This is a genomic window from Microbacter sp. GSS18, assembly GCA_029319145.1.
Classification (GTDB): Bacteria; Actinomycetota; Actinomycetes; order Actinomycetales; family Microbacteriaceae; genus Microbacterium.
Map to the genome: position 1 here is coordinate 3,997,439 of CP119753.1, position 18,667 is coordinate 4,016,105.

An 18,667-nucleotide genomic window follows, 5' to 3' on the forward strand; every position below is an offset into this window, starting at 1 on the left:
CCAACGAGGCAGTGCGCAAGACATTTCTCGACGGGCGCATGCGGTGAAACGCGGTCCCGCGTATGATGGCACTCGGTTTCATTCTTTCGGCACCCGATGAAGGGACATCCGCCATGGCCGACGCCGCCACCTACACCGCCCCCGTCGACGACTACGCCTTCCTCTACGGCGAGGTCTTCGGCGCCGACGTCGTCGAGCGCGCGACCGACGGAGCCATGTCGGCCGAGGACGCGATCGACGTCCTCACCGCCGCGGGCGAGTTCGCCTCCGAGGTGCTCGCTCCGCTCGATCAGCCGGGCGACACGGTCGGCGCGACGCTCGTCGACGGGCAGGCGCGCCTGCCCGAGGGCTTCGCCGACGCGTACCGGGCGCTCGTCGAAGCCGGGTGGATCACCGCCGAGGCGCCCGAGTCCGCCGGCGGCGACGGGCTGCCCACCCTCATCCAGAACGGCCTCGGCGAGATCTGGAACGGCTCGAACATGGCGTTCGCGCTGAACTGGATGCTGACCTCCGGTGCCATCCACGCCCTCGACGCCGTGGGCTCGCCCGAGCTGCGCGAGACCTACCTCGCTCCCATGGTCGAGGGTCGCTGGACCGGCACGATGAACCTCACCGAGCCGCAGGCCGGCACCGACCTCGGCGCCATCCGCACGATGGCCACGCCGAACGACGACGGCACCTGGTCGATCACCGGACAGAAGATCTTCATCACGTGGGGCGACCACGACGTCGCCGACAACATCGTGCACCTCGTGCTCGCGCGCACCCCCGACGCCCCCGAGGGCGCCAAGGGCATCTCGCTGTTCGTCGTGCCGAAGTTCCTCGTGAACGACGACGGCAGCCTGGGCGAGCGCAACGGCGTGCAGACCGTCTCGCTCGAGCACAAGATCGGCATCCACGCGAGCCCCACGTGCGTCCTGGCGTACGAAGGCGCGACCGGGTATCTCGCGGGCGAGATCGGCGGGGGCCTCGCCGGCATGTTCGTCATGATGAACTCCGCCCGCGCCGGCATGGGCCTGCAGGCGACCGGGGTCTCGGACCGCGCGTACCAGCGTGCGCGTGCCTACGCCGAGAGCCGGGTGCAGGGCCCGGTCATGGACCGGCCCGCGGGGACGACGATCGCTGGTCACCCCGACGTGCGCCGGCTGCTGCTGTCGATGTCGAGCGAGATCTTCGCGATGCGCGCGATGGGCGTCCTCGTCGGAGACCTCTTCGACCGTGCCGACAGCGACGGCACGCTCGCGATGGCCGAGTTCTTCGTGCCGATCTTCAAGGGCTGGACCACCGAGGAATCACTGCGCATCACCTCCGACGCGATCCAGGTGCACGGCGGCATGGGCTTCATCGAGGAGACCGGGGTCGCCCAGCACTACCGCGACGCGCGCATCATGCCGATCTACGAGGGCACGACGGCCATCCAGTCCAACGACCTCATCGGCCGCAAGCTCATCCGCAATGAGGGTGCGACGGCATCCGAATTGTTCGCGCGGATCGAGGCGACGATCGCCGACCTCCGCGCGAGCGACGACACGGTCGCCGTGCGGACGGCGGAACGGCTCGAGCGCGCGGTCGGCGCCGCCCGCCGCGCCACCGATGCGATGCTCGACTTCGCCTCGTCGCAGCGGGACGCCTACGCCGTGAGCGTGCCCTACCTCATGCTGCTCGGCACCCTCGCGGGCGGATGGATGCACGGCCTCGCCGTCGTCGCCGTGCTCGGCCACGACGCTCCGGCCGCCGCCGACGCCCAGCGCCTGACGGAGGCGGACTTCTACGGAGCCCACCACCTGTCGCGCGTGCACGCGCTCGCAGAGACGGTCGCCGCGGGCGAGATCGACTGATCCCGCGCGCCGCTCACGCGGCGTCGTGGAGCGCCTGGACGAGGTCGCGGGCGTGGGGGAGCGCGACCATGTCGTTCCGGACGGCGCGCGCCGCCGCGCGCATCCGGGGATCCTCGATGGCGGTCCGCACCGCGTCTGCGAGCACATCGGCGAGGTCCGGCCCTGCGTCGAGCTCGAGCCCCACCCCGATGTCCCGCACCCGCGCCGCGTTGATCCACTGGTCCGTGGCGAACAGCGGGATGACGACCTGGGGTACGCCTGCGGCGAGAGCCGTCGTCGTCGTCCCGAATCCGCCGTGGCCGACCATCGCGGCGGTGTGCGGCATCACCTCTGCCTGAGGCCACCACTGCTCCACCCGCACGTTGTCCGGCCAGGGCCGCAGCGCCTCGGCGGTGCCGCCTTCCCCGGTCGTCAGGAGCACGCGGGCGTCGACACCCCCCAGCGCCGCCATCACCGATCTGTAGAGACCCTCGAACGCCATCGTGGCCGCCACCGATCCGAAGGTCGCGTAGACGAGGGGAGCATCGGGGTCGCCCCAGCTCGGGAGCGCGCCGCCGCGGTCTCGATCGGATGCCGGGAGCCGGAACCGGTGCACCGAGCGCGGAGCCGCGGTCTCGACGGACCCTTCGTCGAACACCTCCGGCGCGTGCGTGAACAGCGGCGCTCGGAGCGCAGCATCGGCGAGGCTGCGATCGGCCAGATCCAGCTCGCGTTCGAAAGCGGCCAGCGACGACCGAAGCCCGTCGACCATGAACTGCACCATCGTGACGGTCCCGATGCCGTATTGCACGTGGGGAACGCTGCGCAGCTGCGACGCCACGAGCGACGCGACCTCTGCCGGCTCGCGCAGCACCAGGTCGGGCGCGAAGGCGTCGATGTGGGCGAGCATGCCGGGCAGTGCCGCGCGGGCGTCGACGCCGCCGAACACGTCCCTCACCATGATGAGGTTCGAGAGGTCTCGGATCGCGGCCGAGCTCTGCGCGAGATCGGCTCCCGGACGAGGGAGGGTGCGATAGACGGCCTCGAGCTCGTCGGGTGCCGGATCGTCGACCGGGGCGGCGGCGAAGCCGTGCGCCCTCACGCGATCTGCGAAGGACGCCGGTGTCGCCACTCTTACTTCATCGCCCGCAGCCTCCAGCGCTCGGGCGAGCGGCACGACAGGCGAGAAGTGCCCGACGTTGCCGGTCGACGCCACCAGCACGCGCATGCGGTCGAGTATCGTCTCGTGCCCGGTCCGGGGCAACAGCGAGGCCGGGTGGGCGGCGCCGCTCACACGTGGGCGCGGGCGTCCTCCTGGAGGCGCATGACCATGGCCGCCGGCGGGGGGAGCGTGGCCTGCTGCGACTGCAGGTCGGCCGCGGCGTCGGCGCTCGAGCGGTCCTCGAGAACGTCGGTGACCGTCCGCGCCAGCAGCTCCCACGGCGGCGGCTCGGCGATGAGGGCCTTGCCGACACCGCGGGCCTGGACGCGCATGGCGTTGATCCACTGATCGTTGGCGAACTGGGGGATCACGACCTGCGGGGCGCCGCTGGCGATCGCCGTCATGGTCGTGCCGAAGCCGCCGTGCGTGACGACCGCCCGCGCTTCGCGCATGACCGCCGGGGGAGGCACCCGTTCCACGCGCGCGTTGCGCGGCCAGGGACGCACGCTGTCGGGATCGCCGTCGGGCCCGGTGGCCAGCAGGACGCGCGCGTAGGAGCGCGACAGCGCATCGAGGACGTCCCGGTACGCGCCGGCCGAGGGCGAGGTGGCGGTCACGGTGCCGAACGTGACATAGACCAGCGGGGCATCCGCATCTCCCCACGGCGGCAGCGCGGTGGCGCCGCCCTCGGGCTCGGGAACGTAGCGGAACCGGTGGATCGCCCGCGGCTCGCCCGGACCGGGCACGTCGTCATCGAAGCCCGGAGGGACGATCGTGTACAGCGGCGCGGCGGAGGCGGCCGCCAGGAGCGTTCCGGGCTCGAGCCCGGCCGGTTCCTCGAAATCGGGGAACGACTGACCGATCATGCCCAGCAGCAGACGCAGCGTCTCGAGGATGCCGATCGACGACTGCACGTGCGGCACGCCCCGTGACTCCGCCACGACGAGGGAGGCGACCTCTGCGGGTTCCCGCACGATGAGGTCGGGATGCCACGTGTCGACCGCCTCCTGCATCCGCGCGAGCGCGGCGTTGCCGCGGAGCCGGCCGAACACGTCGCGGATCATGGCGACGTTGGAGTCGTGACGGCTCACATTCGGACCGACGCGGGCCCTGGCTGCGGCCACTTCCTCGGGGGACGGCTCGTCGAACGGGAACGCCGCGTAGCCGGCAGCCGTCACCCGGTCGGCGAATGAGGCGGGGCAGGCCACGAGGACCTCGACGCCGGAGTCGACGCACGCGCGGGCGAGGGGGATCATCGGCCGGACATGGCCGAGATTCGCCGTCGTTGCGAAGAGGACCCGCATGCGGCGAGTCTCCACGAGACACGCGATGGGGTCAACGCCCCCGGACACACCCGGATGCCCCGGACCGGTCGAACCGGCCCGGGGCATCCGTCGGGGGAGGGGAGCAGCGGGAGGGGCGGGACTACTGGCCGTCGACGAGGTACTTCGCGTAGGCCGGCAGCGTCAGGAAGGCCGGGAAGTCCTCACCCAGCGCGACCTCGCGGAAGATGTCGGCGGCGTCGTCGAACCGGTCGCCGTCGAACCGCGTCACCTCCTCCAGCGTCTGGGCGATGAGTCCCTCGACGTAGTCGCGGGTGATCGGCGTGCCGTCCTCGGTCGAGCGGTCCTGGTGGATCCACTGCCAGATCTGCGAGCGGCTGATCTCGGCGGTCGCGGCATCCTCCATGAGGTTGTCGATGGCGACGGCGCCCAGGCCCCGCAGCCACGCCTCGATGTAGCGGATGCCCACCGACACGTTGTCGTGCACGCCCTTGGCCGTGATCGGCCGCCCGATGTGGACGTCGATCAGGTCGGCGGCCTTCACGTTCACGTCGTCGCGCCGGCGGTCGACCTGGTTGGGCTTGTCGCCGAGCACGGCGTCGAACTCGGCCTTCGCGGTCGGGATCAGGTCGGGGTGAGCGACCCACGTGCCGTCGAAGCCGTCGCCGGCTTCGCGCTTCTTGTCGGCCGACACCTTCTCGATCGCCATCGCGGTGACCGCGGGGTCGCGACGGTTGGGGATGAAGGCGCTCATGCCGCCGATCGCGAAGGCGCCGCGCTTGTGGCACGTCTGCACCAGCAGCTCGGTGTAGGCCCGCATGAACGGAACCGTCATCGTGACCTCGCTGCGGTCGGGGAGCACGAACCGTGCGCCGCGTCCGCGGTAGTTCTTGATGATCGAGAAGATGTAGTCCCAGCGGCCGGCGTTGAGCCCGGCGATGTGGTCACGCATCTCGAAGAGGATCTCCTCCATCTCGAACGCGGCCGGCAGCGTCTCGATCAGCACGGTCGCACGGATCGTGCCGTGCGGGATGCCGATGTACTGCTCGCTGAAGGTGAAGATGTCGTCCCACAGCTTCGCCTCTTCGCTGGACTCCAGCTTGGCGATGTAGAAGTACGGTCCCACGCCGTTCGCGATGAGCTGCTGGGCGTTGTGGAAGAAGTACAGCCCGAAGTCCACGAGCGAGCCGGATGCCGCCATCGAGCGGCCCGTGCGGTCGGTGAACTGCATGTGCTGCTCGACCAGGTGCCAGCCGCGCGGGCGCATCACGATCGTGGGGGTCCGCTCGGCGGTGACGCGGTACTCCTTGCCCTCGGGGCTGGTGAACTGCAGCTGTCCGCGGATGGCGTCGTACAGCGACAGCTGACCCTCGACGACGTTCTTCCACGTCGGGCTCGTCGCGTCCTCCTGGTCGGCGAGCCACACGCGGGCGCCCGAGTTCAGGGCGTTGATCGTCATCTTCGGGTCGGTCGGACCCGTGATCTCGACGCGGCGGTCCTCGAGGCCGGGGCCGGCGCCGGCGACGCGCCAGTCGGCGTCCTCGCGGATGTGGGCCGTGTCGTCGCGGAAACCGGGGTCGTGGCCCTTGCCGATCTCGAAGCGGCGGTGCATGCGGTCCGAGAGCCGGTCGTGGCGGCGTCCCGCGAAGCGGTGGTGCAGCGCGGCCAGGAACGACAGCGCCTCGGGCGTGAGGATCTCGTCGTACCGGGGGCCGAGGGTCGCGAAGACCTCGATCTTGGGCTGGGGCTGCGGCGGCGGAGTCTGGATGGTGTTGGTGGTGGGCGCGATGCCCGTGGCGGTGGGAGTCATTGCCCGTTCTTCCTGTGGCGGGATGCCGAGGCATCCGAATTCTGCGTTTCTCGAATCCCGTGTCCCACTTCTGGCCGCTGCGCGGTGAGTCCAGCGGCCAGAAGTGGGACATGCCCGAGGTGTGGGCGGTGTTCGGTGGAGGGGATCCATCAGGTCGTGAGACCACTCTGCGTGAAGTTCGAGGGGTGGACCCGACAGATCCGGGTGTGAAGTTTGCGACAATTTCCGTTTCCGTGACAGACTCCCGCCATGACGATGTCGCCAGCCCACGAACACCTCGCGGACGTCCCCGACGATGAGGACGTGGACTCCCTCACGATCGGCCGCCGCATCCGTCAGCTGCGCACGGATCGCGGCATGACGCTCGAGGACCTCGCCGCCGCGGTCGGCCGGGCGCCCAGCCAGCTCTCGATGATCGAGAACGGCCGGCGCGAGGCGAAGATCACGCTGCTGCAGGCGATCGCGCGCGCCATCGGCACGTCGCTCGATGCGCTGCTGGAGTCCCAGCCGCTCGACGAGCGCGCGACGCTCGAGATCCAGCTCGAGCGGGCGATGAAGGGGCAGACGTTCCAGGCGCTCGGGATCGAGCCGTTCCGCATCGCGAAGTCGGTGCCCACCGATGCGCTCAAGGCGATGCTGGCGCTGCACGGCGAGATCGACCGACTGCACGACGAGCGCGCGGCGACGCCCGAGGAGGCGCGCCGGGCGAACCTGAGCCTTCGCAAGCTCATGACGAAGGAGAACAACTACTTCGCCGACCTCGAGATCCAGGCCCGCGAACTGCTCGCGGCGGTCGGTCACAGCGGCGGACCGCTGACGCAGCGGACGGCATCCGATATCGCCGCTCATCTGGGGTTCACGATCCACTACGTCCCCGACGTACCGCTCACGACCCGCAGCGTGCTGGACCTGAAGAACGGCCGGCTGTACCTGTCGAGCAGCATGACGAGCAAGCGCGATGCGCGCGCCGCCGTGCTGCAGTCCCTCGCCAGCCGCATCCTGGGGCACTCCGAGCCCACCAGCTACGCCGACTTCCTGCGCCAGCGCGTCGAGATCAACTACCTCACGGGGGCGCTTCTGATCCCCGAGGACGACGTCGTGCCGATGCTGCGCGAGGCCAAGTCGCGCAGGGCGCTGTCGATCGAGGACCTGCGCGACGCGTACTCGGCGTCGTACGAGTCGGCGGCGCACCGTTTCACGAACCTGGCGACGGTGCACCTGGACCTGCCGGTGCACTTCCTCAAGGTGCACGAGTCGGGCACCATCACGAAGGCGTACGAGAACGACGACGTGAACTTCCCCACCGACCGGTTCGGCTCGATCGAGGGGCAGATGTGCTGCCGGAAGTGGACGAGCCGCGTCGTCTTCGACATCCCCGACCGCTTCAACCCCTACTTCCAGTACACGGACACCGGCAATGGCACCTACTGGTGCACCGCGCGCGTCGAGCCGTCGAGCGAGGGGTTCCACTCGGTGAGCGTGGGCGTGCGATTCGACGACACCAAGTGGTTCATCGGCCGCGAGACGACCAACCGCGGCGTGTCACGCCACTCCGTCGAGGTGTGCTGCCGCCGCGCCCCCGCGGAGCTGGAGTCGCAGTGGCGTGAGAACTCCTGGCCCAACGTGCGGACGCCGCGCACGCTGCTGGCCACGCTGCCCACCGGCGCCTTCCCCGGCGTCGACACGACCGACGTCTACGAGTTCCTGGACTCCCACGCCCCGCAGGCGTGACGCACGCCCGCGGGGCGGCATCCGCTCCCCTCGTCGCGCGCCGAGACCACCTGCCGTTGCCGAGACCACCTGCGGATGCCGTTCAGGGCGTGTGAGCTCGGCAACGGCGTGTGCTCTGGACGCCGCGTGCCGCGGGCGGACCGCTCAGCGGTCGGCGATCCGGTCCGCCACTGATGCCGGCCACGCGGTGCGGGCGGACGAGCGCGCCGACTCGATGCGGTCGGCGACGCCGTAGGCGGCGTAGATCGCGTTGACCGCGATCCAGCGCAGGGGCTCGATCTCCCACTTCTTCGCCCGCTGACCCACCCAGGGCAGATGCACGAGGTCCGTGTCGCGGCCGAGCACCAGGTCGGCGAGGGTGCGACCGGCGAGATTCGTCGCTGTCACGCCCGTCCCGACGTAGCCGCCGGCCCAGCCGAGGCCCGTCGCGCGGTCATGCCCGACCGTCGCCGCCCAGTCGCGCGGCACGCCGAGCACCCCGGCCCACGCGTGCGCGATGGGAGTGTCCGCGGCCCGCGGGAAGAAGTCCCGCAGCAGGCGGGTCAGCGAGGTGATCGTGCGCTTCTGCGTCGAGCCGTCGGTGTCGACGTGCGATCCGTAGCGGTACGGCACGCCCCGCCCGCCGAACGCGATGCGGTCGTCGGCGGTGCGCTGGGCGTACATGTAGACGTGGGCGAAGTCGCCGAGGGTCTCGCGACCCTCCCAGCCGACGGCGTCCCAGAAGGATGCCGGGAGCGGCTCGGTGACGATCATCGACGAGTTCATCGGCAGCCACGTGCGGTGCTCGCCGCGCAGGTCAGCGGTGAACCCCTCGGTCGCGCGGATGACGTGGGATGCCGTGACGCTGCCGTGCTCGGTCGTCGCCCGTCCGGGGGCGATCTCGGTGACCCGCGTGCCCTCGTGGATCGTGACACCGAGCCGCTCGACGACGGCGGCGAGTCCGCGGGCGAGTTTGGCCGGGTGCACGCGTGCGCAGTGCGGGTGCCAGATGCCGCCGAGCACGCCGTCGACGCCGATGCGGGCCGCGGCGGATCCGGCATCCAGGAGCTGGACGTCGGTGTGGGCCCACGTCTGCTCGTCGCGCGCCGTCGCGCGCAGGCGTGCCAGACCTGCGGGCGTGCGGGCGATCTCGAACTCGCCGCCCTTGGCGATGTCGGCGTCGATGCCCTCGCGCGCGGCGACGGCGATCACCTCGTCGACGGCGTTGTTGAGCGCATGCTGCTGCGCGTTCGCGGCATCGCGGCCGTGCGCGGCGGCGTAGCGCTCGCGCCCGCCGGTGACGGTGTTCGTCAGCCATCCGCCGTTGCGGCCGGATGCTCCGAAGCCGGCGAACCGCTGCTCGAGGACCGTGACCCGCAGGTCGGGCTGGAGGGTCTTGAGGTAGTACGCCGTCCAGAGGCCCGTGTATCCGGCGCCGACGATGGCGACGTCGGTGTCGAGGTCGCCGGCGAGCGGCGCGCGCGGGGCGGGGACGCCGCCGAGGTCGCGCCACCACCACGAGACGTCTCCGTTGGGCACAGCGGGTGTCTGCATCCGCCCATCCTCCCGCGCCGCGCCGGAGAGGCCGGCCCCGGGCGGGCGCCGATCCGTCTGGATTGCGGAGCGCGGCCGGACAGTCGACTCACCCGAGGGCGCGCAGCGCCGCCCACAGCTCGGCGCGCGCGGCGAACGACGACAGATCGCGACCGAGCAGGCGCTCGACCAGCCCCAGGCGCGTCCGCACGGTGTGGCGGTGAACGCCCAGGGCGCGGGCCGTCGCCTCATGGGAGCAGTCGTGGTCGAGCCACGCCGCGAGCGTGTCCGTGAGCTGCGAGCCGCTGTCGTGATCGTGGTCGGTGAGAGGCCGCAGCTCGGCCTGGGCGAGCGCGCGCGCGGACTCCGGCAGCGCCGACAGCACGCCCGTCGCCGCGACGTCGGCGAAGACCGTCACGGCCTCGGTGCCGCGGTCGCGGGCGATTCGGGCCTGGTCGACCGCGGCGGCGAACTCCTCGTAGGCGGCGGGATCGCTGACGCCCATCCGGATGCCGAAGCGATCGGCGACCTCGTCCAGCACGCCCCGCGAGGACGGCGGCACCGCGATGGCGAGGCCGTCGTCGGCGCGCCCGAAGAACAGCGCGCCGTGCGCTTCATCTGCGCGCAGCTCGAGCAGTTCGGCGAGCCCGTCGTGGTGGGCGCCCCGGGCCTCGGTCAGGGCGACCGACACCGGTTCGGGCGGCAGCGGCCCCCACACGTCCCGCGCGATGCGGGCCGCGAGCGACGCGTCGCCGGCCAGCAGCGACTGCACCAGTCCGGCGCGGAGCGCGCCCCACGCGCGCGAGAGGCCCTGCTGCTGTTCGAGCGCGAGGCCCGCCATCGCGATGACCGCCGTGACGACACCGCGCTCCTCGCGGTCGAGCTCGCCGCTCGCGATGGCGATGACGCCGCGCAGCCGTCCCCCGCGCCCGAGTGTCTGCAGCGTGAACGGGCGGCCCCCGATCTGGATGGCCGACCCCGCCCGCACACCGCGGCGCAGCACGGCCCGGACCTCGCGGTGTACGGCGTCGGCCGCGGCTTCGTCCAGGCCCGCGATCGGATGCTGGCGGCTCAGCTCTCCCGCGGCGTCGAAGAGCCCCACCCAGGCGTCGAGCTGACGCGACAGCTCCGACAGCGTCGCGCCCAGTCCGTCGGGGCGCAGGGCCGCGAGCGAGATGGCGCGCTGTGCGGCCAGTGCCCAGTTGCGGCGGGCGAACGCCTCGGCGGCGATCGCCTCGGCGTTCGCGCGGGCGACCGCGATGAACGGGGTGCGGTACGGCACCTCGAACAGCACGAGGCCCGCCTCTGCGCACGCCGCCGCGAGGGCGGGAGGGATGCCGGTGCGCGCCACCTCGGTGCCGAAGCCGAGCCCCGCGATGTCGCGGTCGGCGAGGCGGCGGACGTACGCCCGGTACGGCTCGGCGTCGTCGCCGCTGCGGGGGAATTGCGTGCCCGTCGTCAGGAGGACGAGCCCCTCGGACAGGAAGGGCGTGGGATCCTCGAGGTCCGAGCTGTGCACCCAGCGCACGGGACGGTCCAGCGCCGCGGCGTCGGCGTCGCCCTCGAGCCGAAGGTGCAGATCGGCCCGCGTCAGCAGTGCTCGCAGCGTCGGTGCGTCTGCGTCGACGGCCATCATTCCTCCGGGTGTACGGCGTGTACAAGACGGTATTGCGAATGTACAGGACGGCGGATGCCGACGGCGCTCGCGGCTCGTACGCTCGCCGCATGACGACGGTCGACACCTCCATCACTGTGCCCGTGGGCGGGCCCTCCCTGCCGCAGGAGCGGCGTCTGGTCACGGCGATCCCGGGCCCGCGTTCGCAGGAGCTGCTCGAGCGCAAGTCCGCCGCCGTCCCGGCCGGTGTCGGTCACACCGCCCCCATCGCCGCGGTCGCCGCCGGCGGTGGTGTCGTCGTGGACGCCGACGGCAACTCGCTCATCGACCTCGGCTCGGGAATCGCCGTCACCAGCGTCGGCAACGCCGACCCGAAGATCGTCGCGGCCGTCCAGGCGCAGGTCGCCCAGTTCACCCACACGTGCTTCATGGTCTCGCCGTACGAGTCCTACGTCGCCGTCGCCGAGGCGCTGAACCGCATCACGCCCGGCGACTTCGCCAAGAAGACGGCGCTGTTCAACTCCGGCGCCGAGGCCGTCGAGAACGCCGTCAAGATCGCGCGCAAGCACACCGGCCGCCAGGCCGTCGTCGCCTTCGACCACGGCTACCACGGCCGCACGAACCTCACCATGGCGCTCACGGCCAAGTCGATGCCGTACAAGAGCGGATTCGGTCCGTTCGCTCCGGAGGTCCACCGGGTGCCGACCTCGTACCCCTACCGCGACGGGCTGAGCGGGCCCGAGGCCGCAGAGCGCGCCATCTCGCTCATCGAGAAGCAGGTCGGCGCCGACAACCTCGCCGCCATGATCATCGAGCCGATCCAGGGCGAGGGCGGCTTCATCGTCCCCGCCGACGGATTCCTTCCCGCCCTCGTGGAGTGGTGCCGGGCCAATGGCGTCGTCTTCATCGCCGACGAGGTGCAGACCGGGTTCGCCCGCACCGGCGCGATGTTCGCCAGCGAGCTGTTCGGCATCGAGCCCGACCTCATCACGACCGCGAAGGGCATCGCCGGAGGCCTGCCGCTCGCGGCGGTGACCGGACGCGCCGAGATCATGGACGCCTCGCACACCGGCGGCCTCGGCGGCACGTACGGCGGCAACCCGATCGCGTGCGCGGCGGCGCTCGCCGCGATCGACGCATTCGAGCACGACGGCCTCATCGAGCGCGCCCAGCACATCGGCGCGCGGCTCACGGCCCGGCTCGAGGACATGAAGGCGTCCGATCCCCGAATCGGCGACGTGCGCGGCCGCGGGGCGATGGTCGCCGCCGAGTTCGTCGACCCCGCCACGGGCAAGCCCGACGCCGCCCTGACCGCGGCCGTCGCCAAGGCGTGCATCGCACAGGGCGTGATCATCCTGACCTGCGGCACGTACGGCAACGTGATCCGCTTCCTGCCGCCGCTGTCCATCAGCGACGAGCTGCTCGACGAGGCGCTCGACGTGCTGATGGCGGCGCTGGCCGCATCCTGACGCAGACTAGACCCACCCACCCGATACGGAAGAGATACGCGAATGACTGACTACGCCGTCGTCAACCCCGCCACGGGGGAGACCCTGGCCACCTACCCGACGATCACCGACGAGGGCCTGCAGGCGGCGATCGCCCGCTCCGATGCCGCGTACCGCTCGTGGCGCGACGTGCCGGTGGCCGAGCGGGCCGCGAAGATCCGCCGCGTCGCCGAGCTGCACCGCGAGCGCAAGGACGAGCTCGCCGCCATCATCGTGCGCGAGATGGGCAAGCCCCTGTCGCACGCCGAGGGCGAGGTCGACTTCGCCGCCGACATCACCGAGTTCTACGCCGACAACGCCGAGAAGATCACCGGAGACCAGCCGCTGGACATCCTCGGCGAAGGCACCGCCGTCGTCCGCCGTTCGCCGCTGGGCGTCCTGCTGGGCATCATGCCGTGGAACTTCCCGTACTACCAGGTCGCCCGGTTCGCGGCGCCGAACATCGTCGTCGGCAACACCATCCTGCTCAAGCACGCGCCGCAGTGCCCCGAGTCGGCCGCGGCCCTCGAGGACATGTACCGCGAGGCAGGCCTCGAGGACGTCTACATCAACATCTACGCGACCAACGACCAGGCCGCGACCGTCGTCGCCGACCCGCGCGTGCAGGGCGTCTCGGTCACCGGCTCTGAGCGTGCGGGCTCCGCCGTCGCGGCGCTCGCCGGCGCGAACCTCAAGAAGGTCGCGCTCGAGCTCGGCGGCTCGGACCCGTTCATCGTCCTGTCCACCGACGACCTCGACACCGTCGTCGCCAACGCCGTCGAGGCGCGCATGGACAACAACGGCCAGTCGTGCAACGCGCCCAAGCGCTTCATCGTCATCGACGGCCTGTACGACGCCTTCGTGGAGAAGTTCACCGAGGCCATGCGCGCCCACACCATGGGCGACCCGTTCGCCGAGGACACGCTTCTCGGCCCGCTGTCGTCGACCCTCGCCGCCGAGCGCCTCGAGGCGCAGGTCGACAAGGCGGTCGAGCAGGGTGCGACCCTGGTCGCCGGCGGAAAGCGCGACGGCGCGTTCTACGAGCCGACCGTGCTCACGGGCGTCTCCAGCGACATGGACGTCTACCGCGAGGAGCTCTTCGGCCCCGCCGGCGTCGTATACAAGGTCCACAGCGAGGACGAGGCGGTCCACCTCGCCAACGACACCAGCTACGGGCTCGGCTCGTACGTCTACACGACCGACCCCGAGCAGGCCGAGCGCATCGCCGACAAGATCGACGCGGGCATGGTCTACGTCAACTGCGTGCTGGCCGACAGCCCCGAGCTGCCCTTCGGCGGCGTGAAGCGCTCCGGCACTTCGCGTGAGATGGGCCTGCTGGCGGCGGACGAGTTCGTCAACAAGAAGCTCATCCGCGTCGCGCCGTAACCCGATCGGGGCCCGCGCCGGTCACTCGGCCGCGCGGGCCTCGGCGAGGGCCTCGTCGGCCCATTCCCGCTGCTCGGGCGTTCCCCAGCGCTCGGCGGCGTCCTTGGCGCGCTCGAACGCGTCGATGGCTTCAGCGGCGCGACCGGCCTCCAGCAGCGCCCACCCGGCGTTGTTGTGCAGCGATACGCGCCAGCGGAGCGTGCGGGGATCGTCGACATCCTCGAGCACCTTCAGGGCCCGGGCCGTCCAGTCGGAAGCGTTCGCGGCGTCGGTGATCGCGAGCATGTGCAGCGCGTCGACCTCGAGGAAGGGCAGAGACGCGGATGCCGCCGCCTCGGCGGCCGCGGCGAACATCGGCACGGCCGCATCCGCCCGTCCCGACGAGGTGCGCACGCGCCCGAGCTCCAGGGCGATGCGCACGTCGACCGCCTCGGTGTGGGCGTGCAGCGAACCCAGGATCGTGTCGGCCTCGTCGAACCGCCCTTGCAGGCCCATCGCCCGCGCGACCTGCGTCAGCAGCTCGGCCCGGCATCCGGCATCCGTCTCGTCCTCTGCGGCGGCCCGGAGCCGCTGCTCCGAACCGGCCGGGTCCGCGAAATCCCACAGATCGTCGAGCTGCTCCTGCGCAACGTGCATGACACGCATATTAAGACTGGGCCCTAGGTCCTGGCGCGTGCGGCTCGAAAAGGGGGAGGATGTCGGTATGAACGAGACAACGGACGCCGTCGTTCCGCTCACCGACGAGGAATGCTGGGCCCGCCTGCAGACGCAGGAACTCGGCCGCCTCGTCACCCACGTGGGCGACGTGCTGGACATCTTCCCGGTGAACTACTTCGTCGATGAGGCGACGATCCTGTTCCGCACCGCGGAGGGCAGCAAGCTGTTCGAGATCTCGATCAACGACGAGGTGCTGTTCGAGGTCGACGACCACACCGACGCCGACGCGTGGAGTGTCGTCGTGCGCGGCCACGCGCACCGCCTCGAGCACACGGACGAGGTCGAGCGGGCCGATTCGCTCCCGCTGAAGCCGTGGATCCCCACCGTGAAGTACAACTACGTGCGCGTGGTCCCCACCCACCTGTCGGGCCGCGCGTTCGTGCGCGGCGACGAGCCCGACCGCTACGGCATCCAGCAGTACTGAGGCCCTCTCGGTTCGCGGCGGCCTGGGGCATGCCGTACACTGGACGGAGCAGTTCAAATCTGCATTCTTTCGCCGTGCCCGCCCGTCGGGACGCTTCCTTCTCAAAGGTCGAGGCAGAAGACTGCAGAGAATCCGGACCCGCGAGCGGGTCTTAGGGCGGTAGCTCAATTGGCAGAGCAGCGGTCTCCAAAACCGCAGGTTGCAGGTTCGATTCCTGTCCGCCCTGCGCGCCAGCGGAAGCTGGCACACGGAAGGTAATCAGGTGGCATCGATGGTTCAGGACGAGCCGACGGGTGACGTCGTCGCGAGCGGCGACAGCGCCCGCCGTGAGAAGAAACCCAACGTCTTCGCGCGGATCGCTCTGTTCATCCGTCAGGTCTTCGCAGAGCTCCGCAAGGTGGTCACGCCCACCCGTCAGGAGCTCGGCAAGTTCACCGCGGTGGTCCTCGGCTTCGTCGTCGTGATGATGGCGGTCGTGTACGGCCTGGACGTCCTGTTCGTCTGGATCATGTCGTACGTCTTCGGGGTACCCGGGGCGTAGCGCCCCTGATCTCGCCGGGAGCGTCACCGGACGCGCCGGCTCGAGAAACGGAAGAGAACGCAAGTGTCTGAAAAGTATGTCGACGACGCCGACTGGGCGACGGCCGCGGAGCAGTCCTCCGAGGACGACGAGGCCCAGGAGGGCAACGTCCTCGAGTCGCAGGAGCGGTCGGTCGAGGCCGCGGAGCACGTGGCGATCCACATCGAGGACCGCAATGAGGACGACGGCACCGACGAGGACACGGACGAGGTCGACGACCCGGAGGCAGACGCGATCGTGAACGACGCACTGAACATCGACGAGACCGCAGAGGTCGAGGCCGCAGCCGAGGTCCTCAACGACGCCGTCGCCGAGGAGGAGGCCGAGCGCGCCGCGCACGCCGCCGAAGAGGTCGCGCCGTACGACGGTCCCGACCTGGACGAAGACGAAGACGAGGACGAGCAGTCCGACGTCGACGAGGACCCGTACGAGGCGTTCCGCGCCGAGCTGCGCTCGCTCGAGGGCAAGTGGTACGTCATCCACTCCTACGCCGGCTTCGAGCGCAAGGTGAAGGCCAACATCGAGCAGCGCAAGTCCACGCTCGAGGTCGAAGAGGACATCTACCAGGTCGAGGTCCCCATGGAGGACGTCGTCGAGATCAAGAACGGTCAGCGCAAGATGGTCACGCGCGTCCGGATCCCCGGCTACGTGCTCGTGCGCATGGAGCTGAACGAGGACACCTGGTCGGTCGTGCGCCACACCCCGGGCGTCACCGGGTTCGTCGGCAACGCCCACAACCCGACCCCCCTCCGCTTCGAGGAGGCCTTCAACATGCTGAAGAGCCTCGTCGAGGTCAAGGAGGTCGCTCCGGCCAAGGGCGCAGCCGCCAAGGGTGCGCCGACCATGGCCCGCACCGTCCCCGCCGAGGTCGACTTCGAGATCGGCGAGACCATCACCATCAAGGAGGGCTCGTTCGCCGGCCTTCCCGGCTCGATCAGCGAGATCAAGCCCGAGAGCGGCAAGCTCACGGTCCTCGTCTCCCTGTTCGAGCGCGAGACCCCGGTCGAACTCAGCTTCGACCAGGTCACCAAGCTCTGACACAGACTTCCCGGGTATGTTCCCGGGGTGACCGCTGTCCGGAAATGCCGGATTCGCGGGAGAACGGATGCCCACGGCATCCGCTCGACGAAAGGAAAACACAATGGCACCGAAGAAGAAGGTGACCGGCCTGATCAAGCTCCAGATCAACGCCGGCGCCGCCAACCCGGCGCCGCCGATCGGCCCCGCGCTCGGTCAGCATGGCGTCAACATCATGGAGTTCTGCAAGGCGTACAACGCCGCGACCGAGTCGCAGCGCGGCAACGTCATCCCTGTGGAGATCACCGTCTACGAGGACCGCAGCTTCACCTTCATCCTGAAGACCCCGCCGGCAGCCGAGCTGATCAAGAAGGCCGCGGGCGTCCAGAAGGGCTCGTCCACCCCGCACACGACCAAGGTGGGCAAGCTCACCAAGGAGCAGGTGCGTCAGATCGCCGAGGCCAAGCAGCCCGACCTGAACGCGAACGACATCGAGGCCGCCTCGAAGATCATCGCCGGCACCGCCCGTTCCATGGGCATCACGGTCGAGGACTGAGGGGGAGAATAACCATGGCTACGAAGTCCAAGGCCTACCAGGCCGCCGCCGCCAAGATCGCGGCTGACAAGTTCTACACCCCGACCGAGGCCGTCGCCCTCGCGAAGGAGACCGGTTCGGCGAAGTTCGACGCGACCGTCGAGGTCGCGCTGAAGCTCTCGGTCGACCCCCGCAAGGCGGACCAGATGGTGCGCGGCACCGTCATCCTCCCGCACGGCACCGGCAAGACCGCCCGCGTCATCGTCTTCGCGACGGGTGCTGCGGCCGAGGCCGCTGTCGCCGCGGGCGCCGACGAGGTCGGTGGCCCGGAGCTCATCGCGAAGGTCGCCGACGGCTGGACCGACTTCGACGCGGCCGTCGCCACGCCGGAGCTCATGGGCCAGGTCGGCCGTCTCGGAAAGGTCCTCGGTCCCCGAGGCCTCATGCCGAACCCGAAGACCGGCACCGTGACCCCCAACCCGGCGAAGGCCGTGGAGGAGATCAAGGGCGGCAAGATCGAGTTCCGCGTCGACAAGCACGCCAACGTGCACTTCGTCGTCGGCAAGGCCTCGTTCACCGCCGAGCAGCTCGACGAGAACCTCAAGGCCGCGCTCGACGAGATCGTGCGTCTGAAGCCCTCGAGCTCGAAGGGCCGCTACATCCAGAAGGGCGCCGTGTCGACCACGTTCGGCCCCGGCATCCCGCTGGACGTCAACGTCATCGCCTGACGCGCTTCGCGTTCTCGGAAGCCCCTGTCCTCTTCGGAGGGCGGGGGCTTCCGCCGTCTCGGCCCCACGGCGCGCGCTGCCGTCCCGACGCTCAGGCGGTCTCGAGCACCTGGAACACACCGCCGCCCGAGGGCTCGACGTCGGTGACGGATGCCGCGGTCACGCGGGATCCGGGCGGGCCCTCGGCCATCCACGCCAGCACCGTGTCGACCTGGGCATCGGTGCCCTCGACCTCGGCCTCGACGGAGCCGTCGTGCCGGTTGCGCACCCAGCCGGTGACCCCCGCCTCGCGCGCGATGAGTCGCATGGTGTACCGGTAGCCGACTCCCTGCACCATCCCCTGCACCACGACTCGCACCCGTCTCATGCCTCCATCGTGCCAGGATGCCGTCATGGGCACGATCGACGATTACCTCGCGAGCCTCGACGACGCCGATCGCGCGGTCGTCGCGCATGTCTACGACGTGGCACGCGCGCACGTGCCGGACACCGAGCAGGGCAGGAGCTACGGGATGCCGGCGCTGCTGCACCGGGGCAAAGCGCTCATCGCGGTGATGCGCACGAAGAAGCACTTCGCCGTATATCCCTTCAGCGGCATGGTCCCCGCCGTCGCGGCACAGGCTCTCGAAGGCTTCGATGTCGACAAGGGCACGATTCGCTTCCAGTCGGAGGCGCCGCTGCCCGATGACGCGATCCGCGCGGTGCTCGATGCGCGCGTCGCCGAGATCGCGGACCCGTCGATCCGAGCGCGCGGGCGCGACTGAGTCCGCGCGGCGAGCGCGTGCACGCCGATCTCGCACGCTCCGACGCGCAATCGTCCCCAGATGCGGTCGGCGTCACGCTTTCCGCTCGGGCAGGCTCGA

The 18,667-nt window shown here is 70.5% G+C and carries 17 protein-coding genes and 1 tRNA gene; 11 read left to right on the forward strand and 7 right to left on the reverse strand.

The window, feature by feature from the left end; genetic code table 11:
- Window positions 1–113 precede the first annotated feature (113 nt).
- Window positions 114–1,838 (forward strand): acyl-CoA dehydrogenase, encoded by a 1,725-nt coding sequence (locus tag P0L94_18525; GenBank protein WES64448.1) that lies wholly within the window; start codon window positions 114–116, stop codon window positions 1,836–1,838.
- A 13-nt stretch (window positions 1,839–1,851) separates the two neighbouring features.
- Here P0L94_18525 and P0L94_18530 read toward each other — a convergent pair whose 3' ends face one another.
- The 3 genes from P0L94_18530 to aceB form a co-directional block, all read right to left on the reverse strand.
- Window positions 1,852–3,045: a glycosyltransferase gene (locus tag P0L94_18530; GenBank protein ID WES64449.1), complete on the reverse strand. Its 1,194-nt coding sequence runs from the start codon at window positions 3,043–3,045 to the stop codon at window positions 1,852–1,854.
- Between the two features lie 62 nt (window positions 3,046–3,107).
- On the reverse strand, window positions 3,108–4,283 hold the full coding sequence (locus P0L94_18535; protein ID WES64450.1) for a glycosyltransferase: 1,176 nt from the start codon (window positions 4,281–4,283) through the stop codon (window positions 3,108–3,110).
- A gap of 121 nt (window positions 4,284–4,404) precedes the next feature.
- Window positions 4,405–6,072 (reverse strand): malate synthase A, encoded by a 1,668-nt coding sequence (aceB, locus tag P0L94_18540; GenBank protein ID WES64451.1) that lies wholly within the window; start codon window positions 6,070–6,072, stop codon window positions 4,405–4,407.
- 249 nt (window positions 6,073–6,321) lie between these two features.
- On the opposite strand from aceB, the gene P0L94_18545 reads away from it, so the two are divergent.
- Window positions 6,322–7,803 carry a helix-turn-helix domain-containing protein gene (locus P0L94_18545; protein ID WES64452.1) on the forward strand — a complete coding sequence of 494 codons (1,482 nt, stop codon included), beginning with the start codon at window positions 6,322–6,324 and terminating at the stop codon, window positions 7,801–7,803.
- Between the two features lie 144 nt (window positions 7,804–7,947).
- On the opposite strand, the gene P0L94_18550 is transcribed toward P0L94_18545, so the two are convergent.
- Together P0L94_18550 and P0L94_18555 are read right to left on the reverse strand one after the other, a co-directional pair.
- The gene (locus P0L94_18550; protein ID WES64453.1) at window positions 7,948–9,336 is read right to left on the reverse strand and encodes an FAD-dependent oxidoreductase; all 1,389 of its coding nucleotides are present in this window, start codon (window positions 9,334–9,336) and stop codon (window positions 7,948–7,950) included.
- An 88-nt stretch (window positions 9,337–9,424) separates the two neighbouring features.
- On the reverse strand, window positions 9,425–10,948 hold the full coding sequence (locus tag P0L94_18555; GenBank protein WES64454.1) for a PucR family transcriptional regulator: 1,524 nt from the start codon (window positions 10,946–10,948) through the stop codon (window positions 9,425–9,427).
- Window positions 10,949–11,040: 92 nt separating this feature from the next.
- Between P0L94_18555 and gabT the strand changes: the two genes are divergently transcribed.
- Window positions 11,041–12,399 (forward strand): 4-aminobutyrate--2-oxoglutarate transaminase, encoded by a 1,359-nt coding sequence (gene gabT, locus P0L94_18560; protein ID WES64455.1) that lies wholly within the window; start codon window positions 11,041–11,043, stop codon window positions 12,397–12,399.
- 42 nt (window positions 12,400–12,441) lie between these two features.
- On the forward strand, window positions 12,442–13,803 hold the full coding sequence (locus P0L94_18565) for an NAD-dependent succinate-semialdehyde dehydrogenase (GenBank protein ID WES64456.1): 1,362 nt from the start codon (window positions 12,442–12,444) through the stop codon (window positions 13,801–13,803).
- Between the two features lie 21 nt (window positions 13,804–13,824).
- Here P0L94_18565 and P0L94_18570 read toward each other — a convergent pair whose 3' ends face one another.
- Window positions 13,825–14,439: a hypothetical protein gene (locus P0L94_18570; protein WES64457.1), complete on the reverse strand. Its 615-nt coding sequence runs from the start codon at window positions 14,437–14,439 to the stop codon at window positions 13,825–13,827.
- Window positions 14,440–14,506: 67 nt separating this feature from the next.
- Between P0L94_18570 and P0L94_18575 the strand changes: the two genes are divergently transcribed.
- The 6 genes from P0L94_18575 (at window position 14,507) to rplA (ending at window position 17,804) form a co-directional block, all read left to right on the forward strand.
- The gene (locus P0L94_18575) at window positions 14,507–14,944 is read left to right on the forward strand and encodes a pyridoxamine 5'-phosphate oxidase family protein (GenBank protein ID WES64458.1); all 438 of its coding nucleotides are present in this window, start codon (window positions 14,507–14,509) and stop codon (window positions 14,942–14,944) included.
- 153 nt (window positions 14,945–15,097) lie between these two features.
- Window positions 15,098–15,170, forward strand: a tRNA-Trp gene (locus P0L94_18580).
- A gap of 45 nt (window positions 15,171–15,215) precedes the next feature.
- Complete coding sequence (gene secE, locus P0L94_18585) at window positions 15,216–15,485, forward strand: preprotein translocase subunit SecE (GenBank protein WES64459.1); 270 nt, start codon at window positions 15,216–15,218, stop codon at window positions 15,483–15,485.
- A gap of 63 nt (window positions 15,486–15,548) precedes the next feature.
- Window positions 15,549–16,562, forward strand: a complete 1,014-nt coding sequence (gene nusG, locus P0L94_18590) for a transcription termination/antitermination protein NusG (GenBank protein ID WES64460.1) — start codon at window positions 15,549–15,551, stop codon at window positions 16,560–16,562.
- A 103-nt stretch (window positions 16,563–16,665) separates the two neighbouring features.
- Window positions 16,666–17,097 carry a 50S ribosomal protein L11 gene (gene rplK / locus P0L94_18595; protein WES64461.1) on the forward strand — a complete coding sequence of 144 codons (432 nt, stop codon included), beginning with the start codon at window positions 16,666–16,668 and terminating at the stop codon, window positions 17,095–17,097.
- A 14-nt stretch (window positions 17,098–17,111) separates the two neighbouring features.
- The gene (gene rplA / locus P0L94_18600) at window positions 17,112–17,804 is read left to right on the forward strand and encodes a 50S ribosomal protein L1 (GenBank protein WES64462.1); all 693 of its coding nucleotides are present in this window, start codon (window positions 17,112–17,114) and stop codon (window positions 17,802–17,804) included.
- A 91-nt stretch (window positions 17,805–17,895) separates the two neighbouring features.
- On the opposite strand, the gene P0L94_18605 is transcribed toward rplA, so the two are convergent.
- Complete coding sequence (locus tag P0L94_18605) at window positions 17,896–18,171, reverse strand: acylphosphatase (protein ID WES64463.1); 276 nt, start codon at window positions 18,169–18,171, stop codon at window positions 17,896–17,898.
- Window positions 18,172–18,196: 25 nt separating this feature from the next.
- Between P0L94_18605 and P0L94_18610 the strand changes: the two genes are divergently transcribed.
- Window positions 18,197–18,568 (forward strand): DUF1801 domain-containing protein, encoded by a 372-nt coding sequence (locus P0L94_18610; protein ID WES64464.1) that lies wholly within the window; start codon window positions 18,197–18,199, stop codon window positions 18,566–18,568.
- Window positions 18,569–18,667 lie beyond the last annotated feature (99 nt).

Bases quoted from the DNA above. Each gene is read 5' to 3' on its own strand.
- P0L94_18525 (WES64448.1), top strand. From the start codon at position 114: ATGGCCGACGCCGCCACCTACACCGCCCCCGTCGACGACTACGCCTTC.
- P0L94_18530 (WES64449.1), bottom strand. From the start codon at position 3,045: ATGCGCGTGCTGGTGGCGTCGACCGGCAACGTCGGGCACTTCTCGCCT.
- P0L94_18535 (WES64450.1), bottom strand. From the start codon at position 4,283: ATGCGGGTCCTCTTCGCAACGACGGCGAATCTCGGCCATGTCCGGCCG.
- aceB (WES64451.1), bottom strand. From the start codon at position 6,072: ATGACTCCCACCGCCACGGGCATCGCGCCCACCACCAACACCATCCAG.
- P0L94_18545 (WES64452.1), top strand. From the start codon at position 6,322: ATGACGATGTCGCCAGCCCACGAACACCTCGCGGACGTCCCCGACGAT.
- P0L94_18550 (WES64453.1), bottom strand. From the start codon at position 9,336: ATGCAGACACCCGCTGTGCCCAACGGAGACGTCTCGTGGTGGTGGCGC.
- P0L94_18555 (WES64454.1), bottom strand. From the start codon at position 10,948: ATGGCCGTCGACGCAGACGCACCGACGCTGCGAGCACTGCTGACGCGG.
- gabT (WES64455.1), top strand. From the start codon at position 11,041: ATGACGACGGTCGACACCTCCATCACTGTGCCCGTGGGCGGGCCCTCC.
- P0L94_18565 (WES64456.1), top strand. From the start codon at position 12,442: ATGACTGACTACGCCGTCGTCAACCCCGCCACGGGGGAGACCCTGGCC.
- P0L94_18570 (WES64457.1), bottom strand. From the start codon at position 14,439: ATGCACGTTGCGCAGGAGCAGCTCGACGATCTGTGGGATTTCGCGGAC.
- P0L94_18575 (WES64458.1), top strand. From the start codon at position 14,507: ATGAACGAGACAACGGACGCCGTCGTTCCGCTCACCGACGAGGAATGC.
- secE (WES64459.1), top strand. From the start codon at position 15,216: ATGGTTCAGGACGAGCCGACGGGTGACGTCGTCGCGAGCGGCGACAGC.
- rplK (WES64461.1), top strand. From the start codon at position 16,666: ATGGCACCGAAGAAGAAGGTGACCGGCCTGATCAAGCTCCAGATCAAC.
- rplA (WES64462.1), top strand. From the start codon at position 17,112: ATGGCTACGAAGTCCAAGGCCTACCAGGCCGCCGCCGCCAAGATCGCG.
- P0L94_18605 (WES64463.1), bottom strand. From the start codon at position 18,171: ATGAGACGGGTGCGAGTCGTGGTGCAGGGGATGGTGCAGGGAGTCGGC.
- P0L94_18610 (WES64464.1), top strand. From the start codon at position 18,197: ATGGGCACGATCGACGATTACCTCGCGAGCCTCGACGACGCCGATCGC.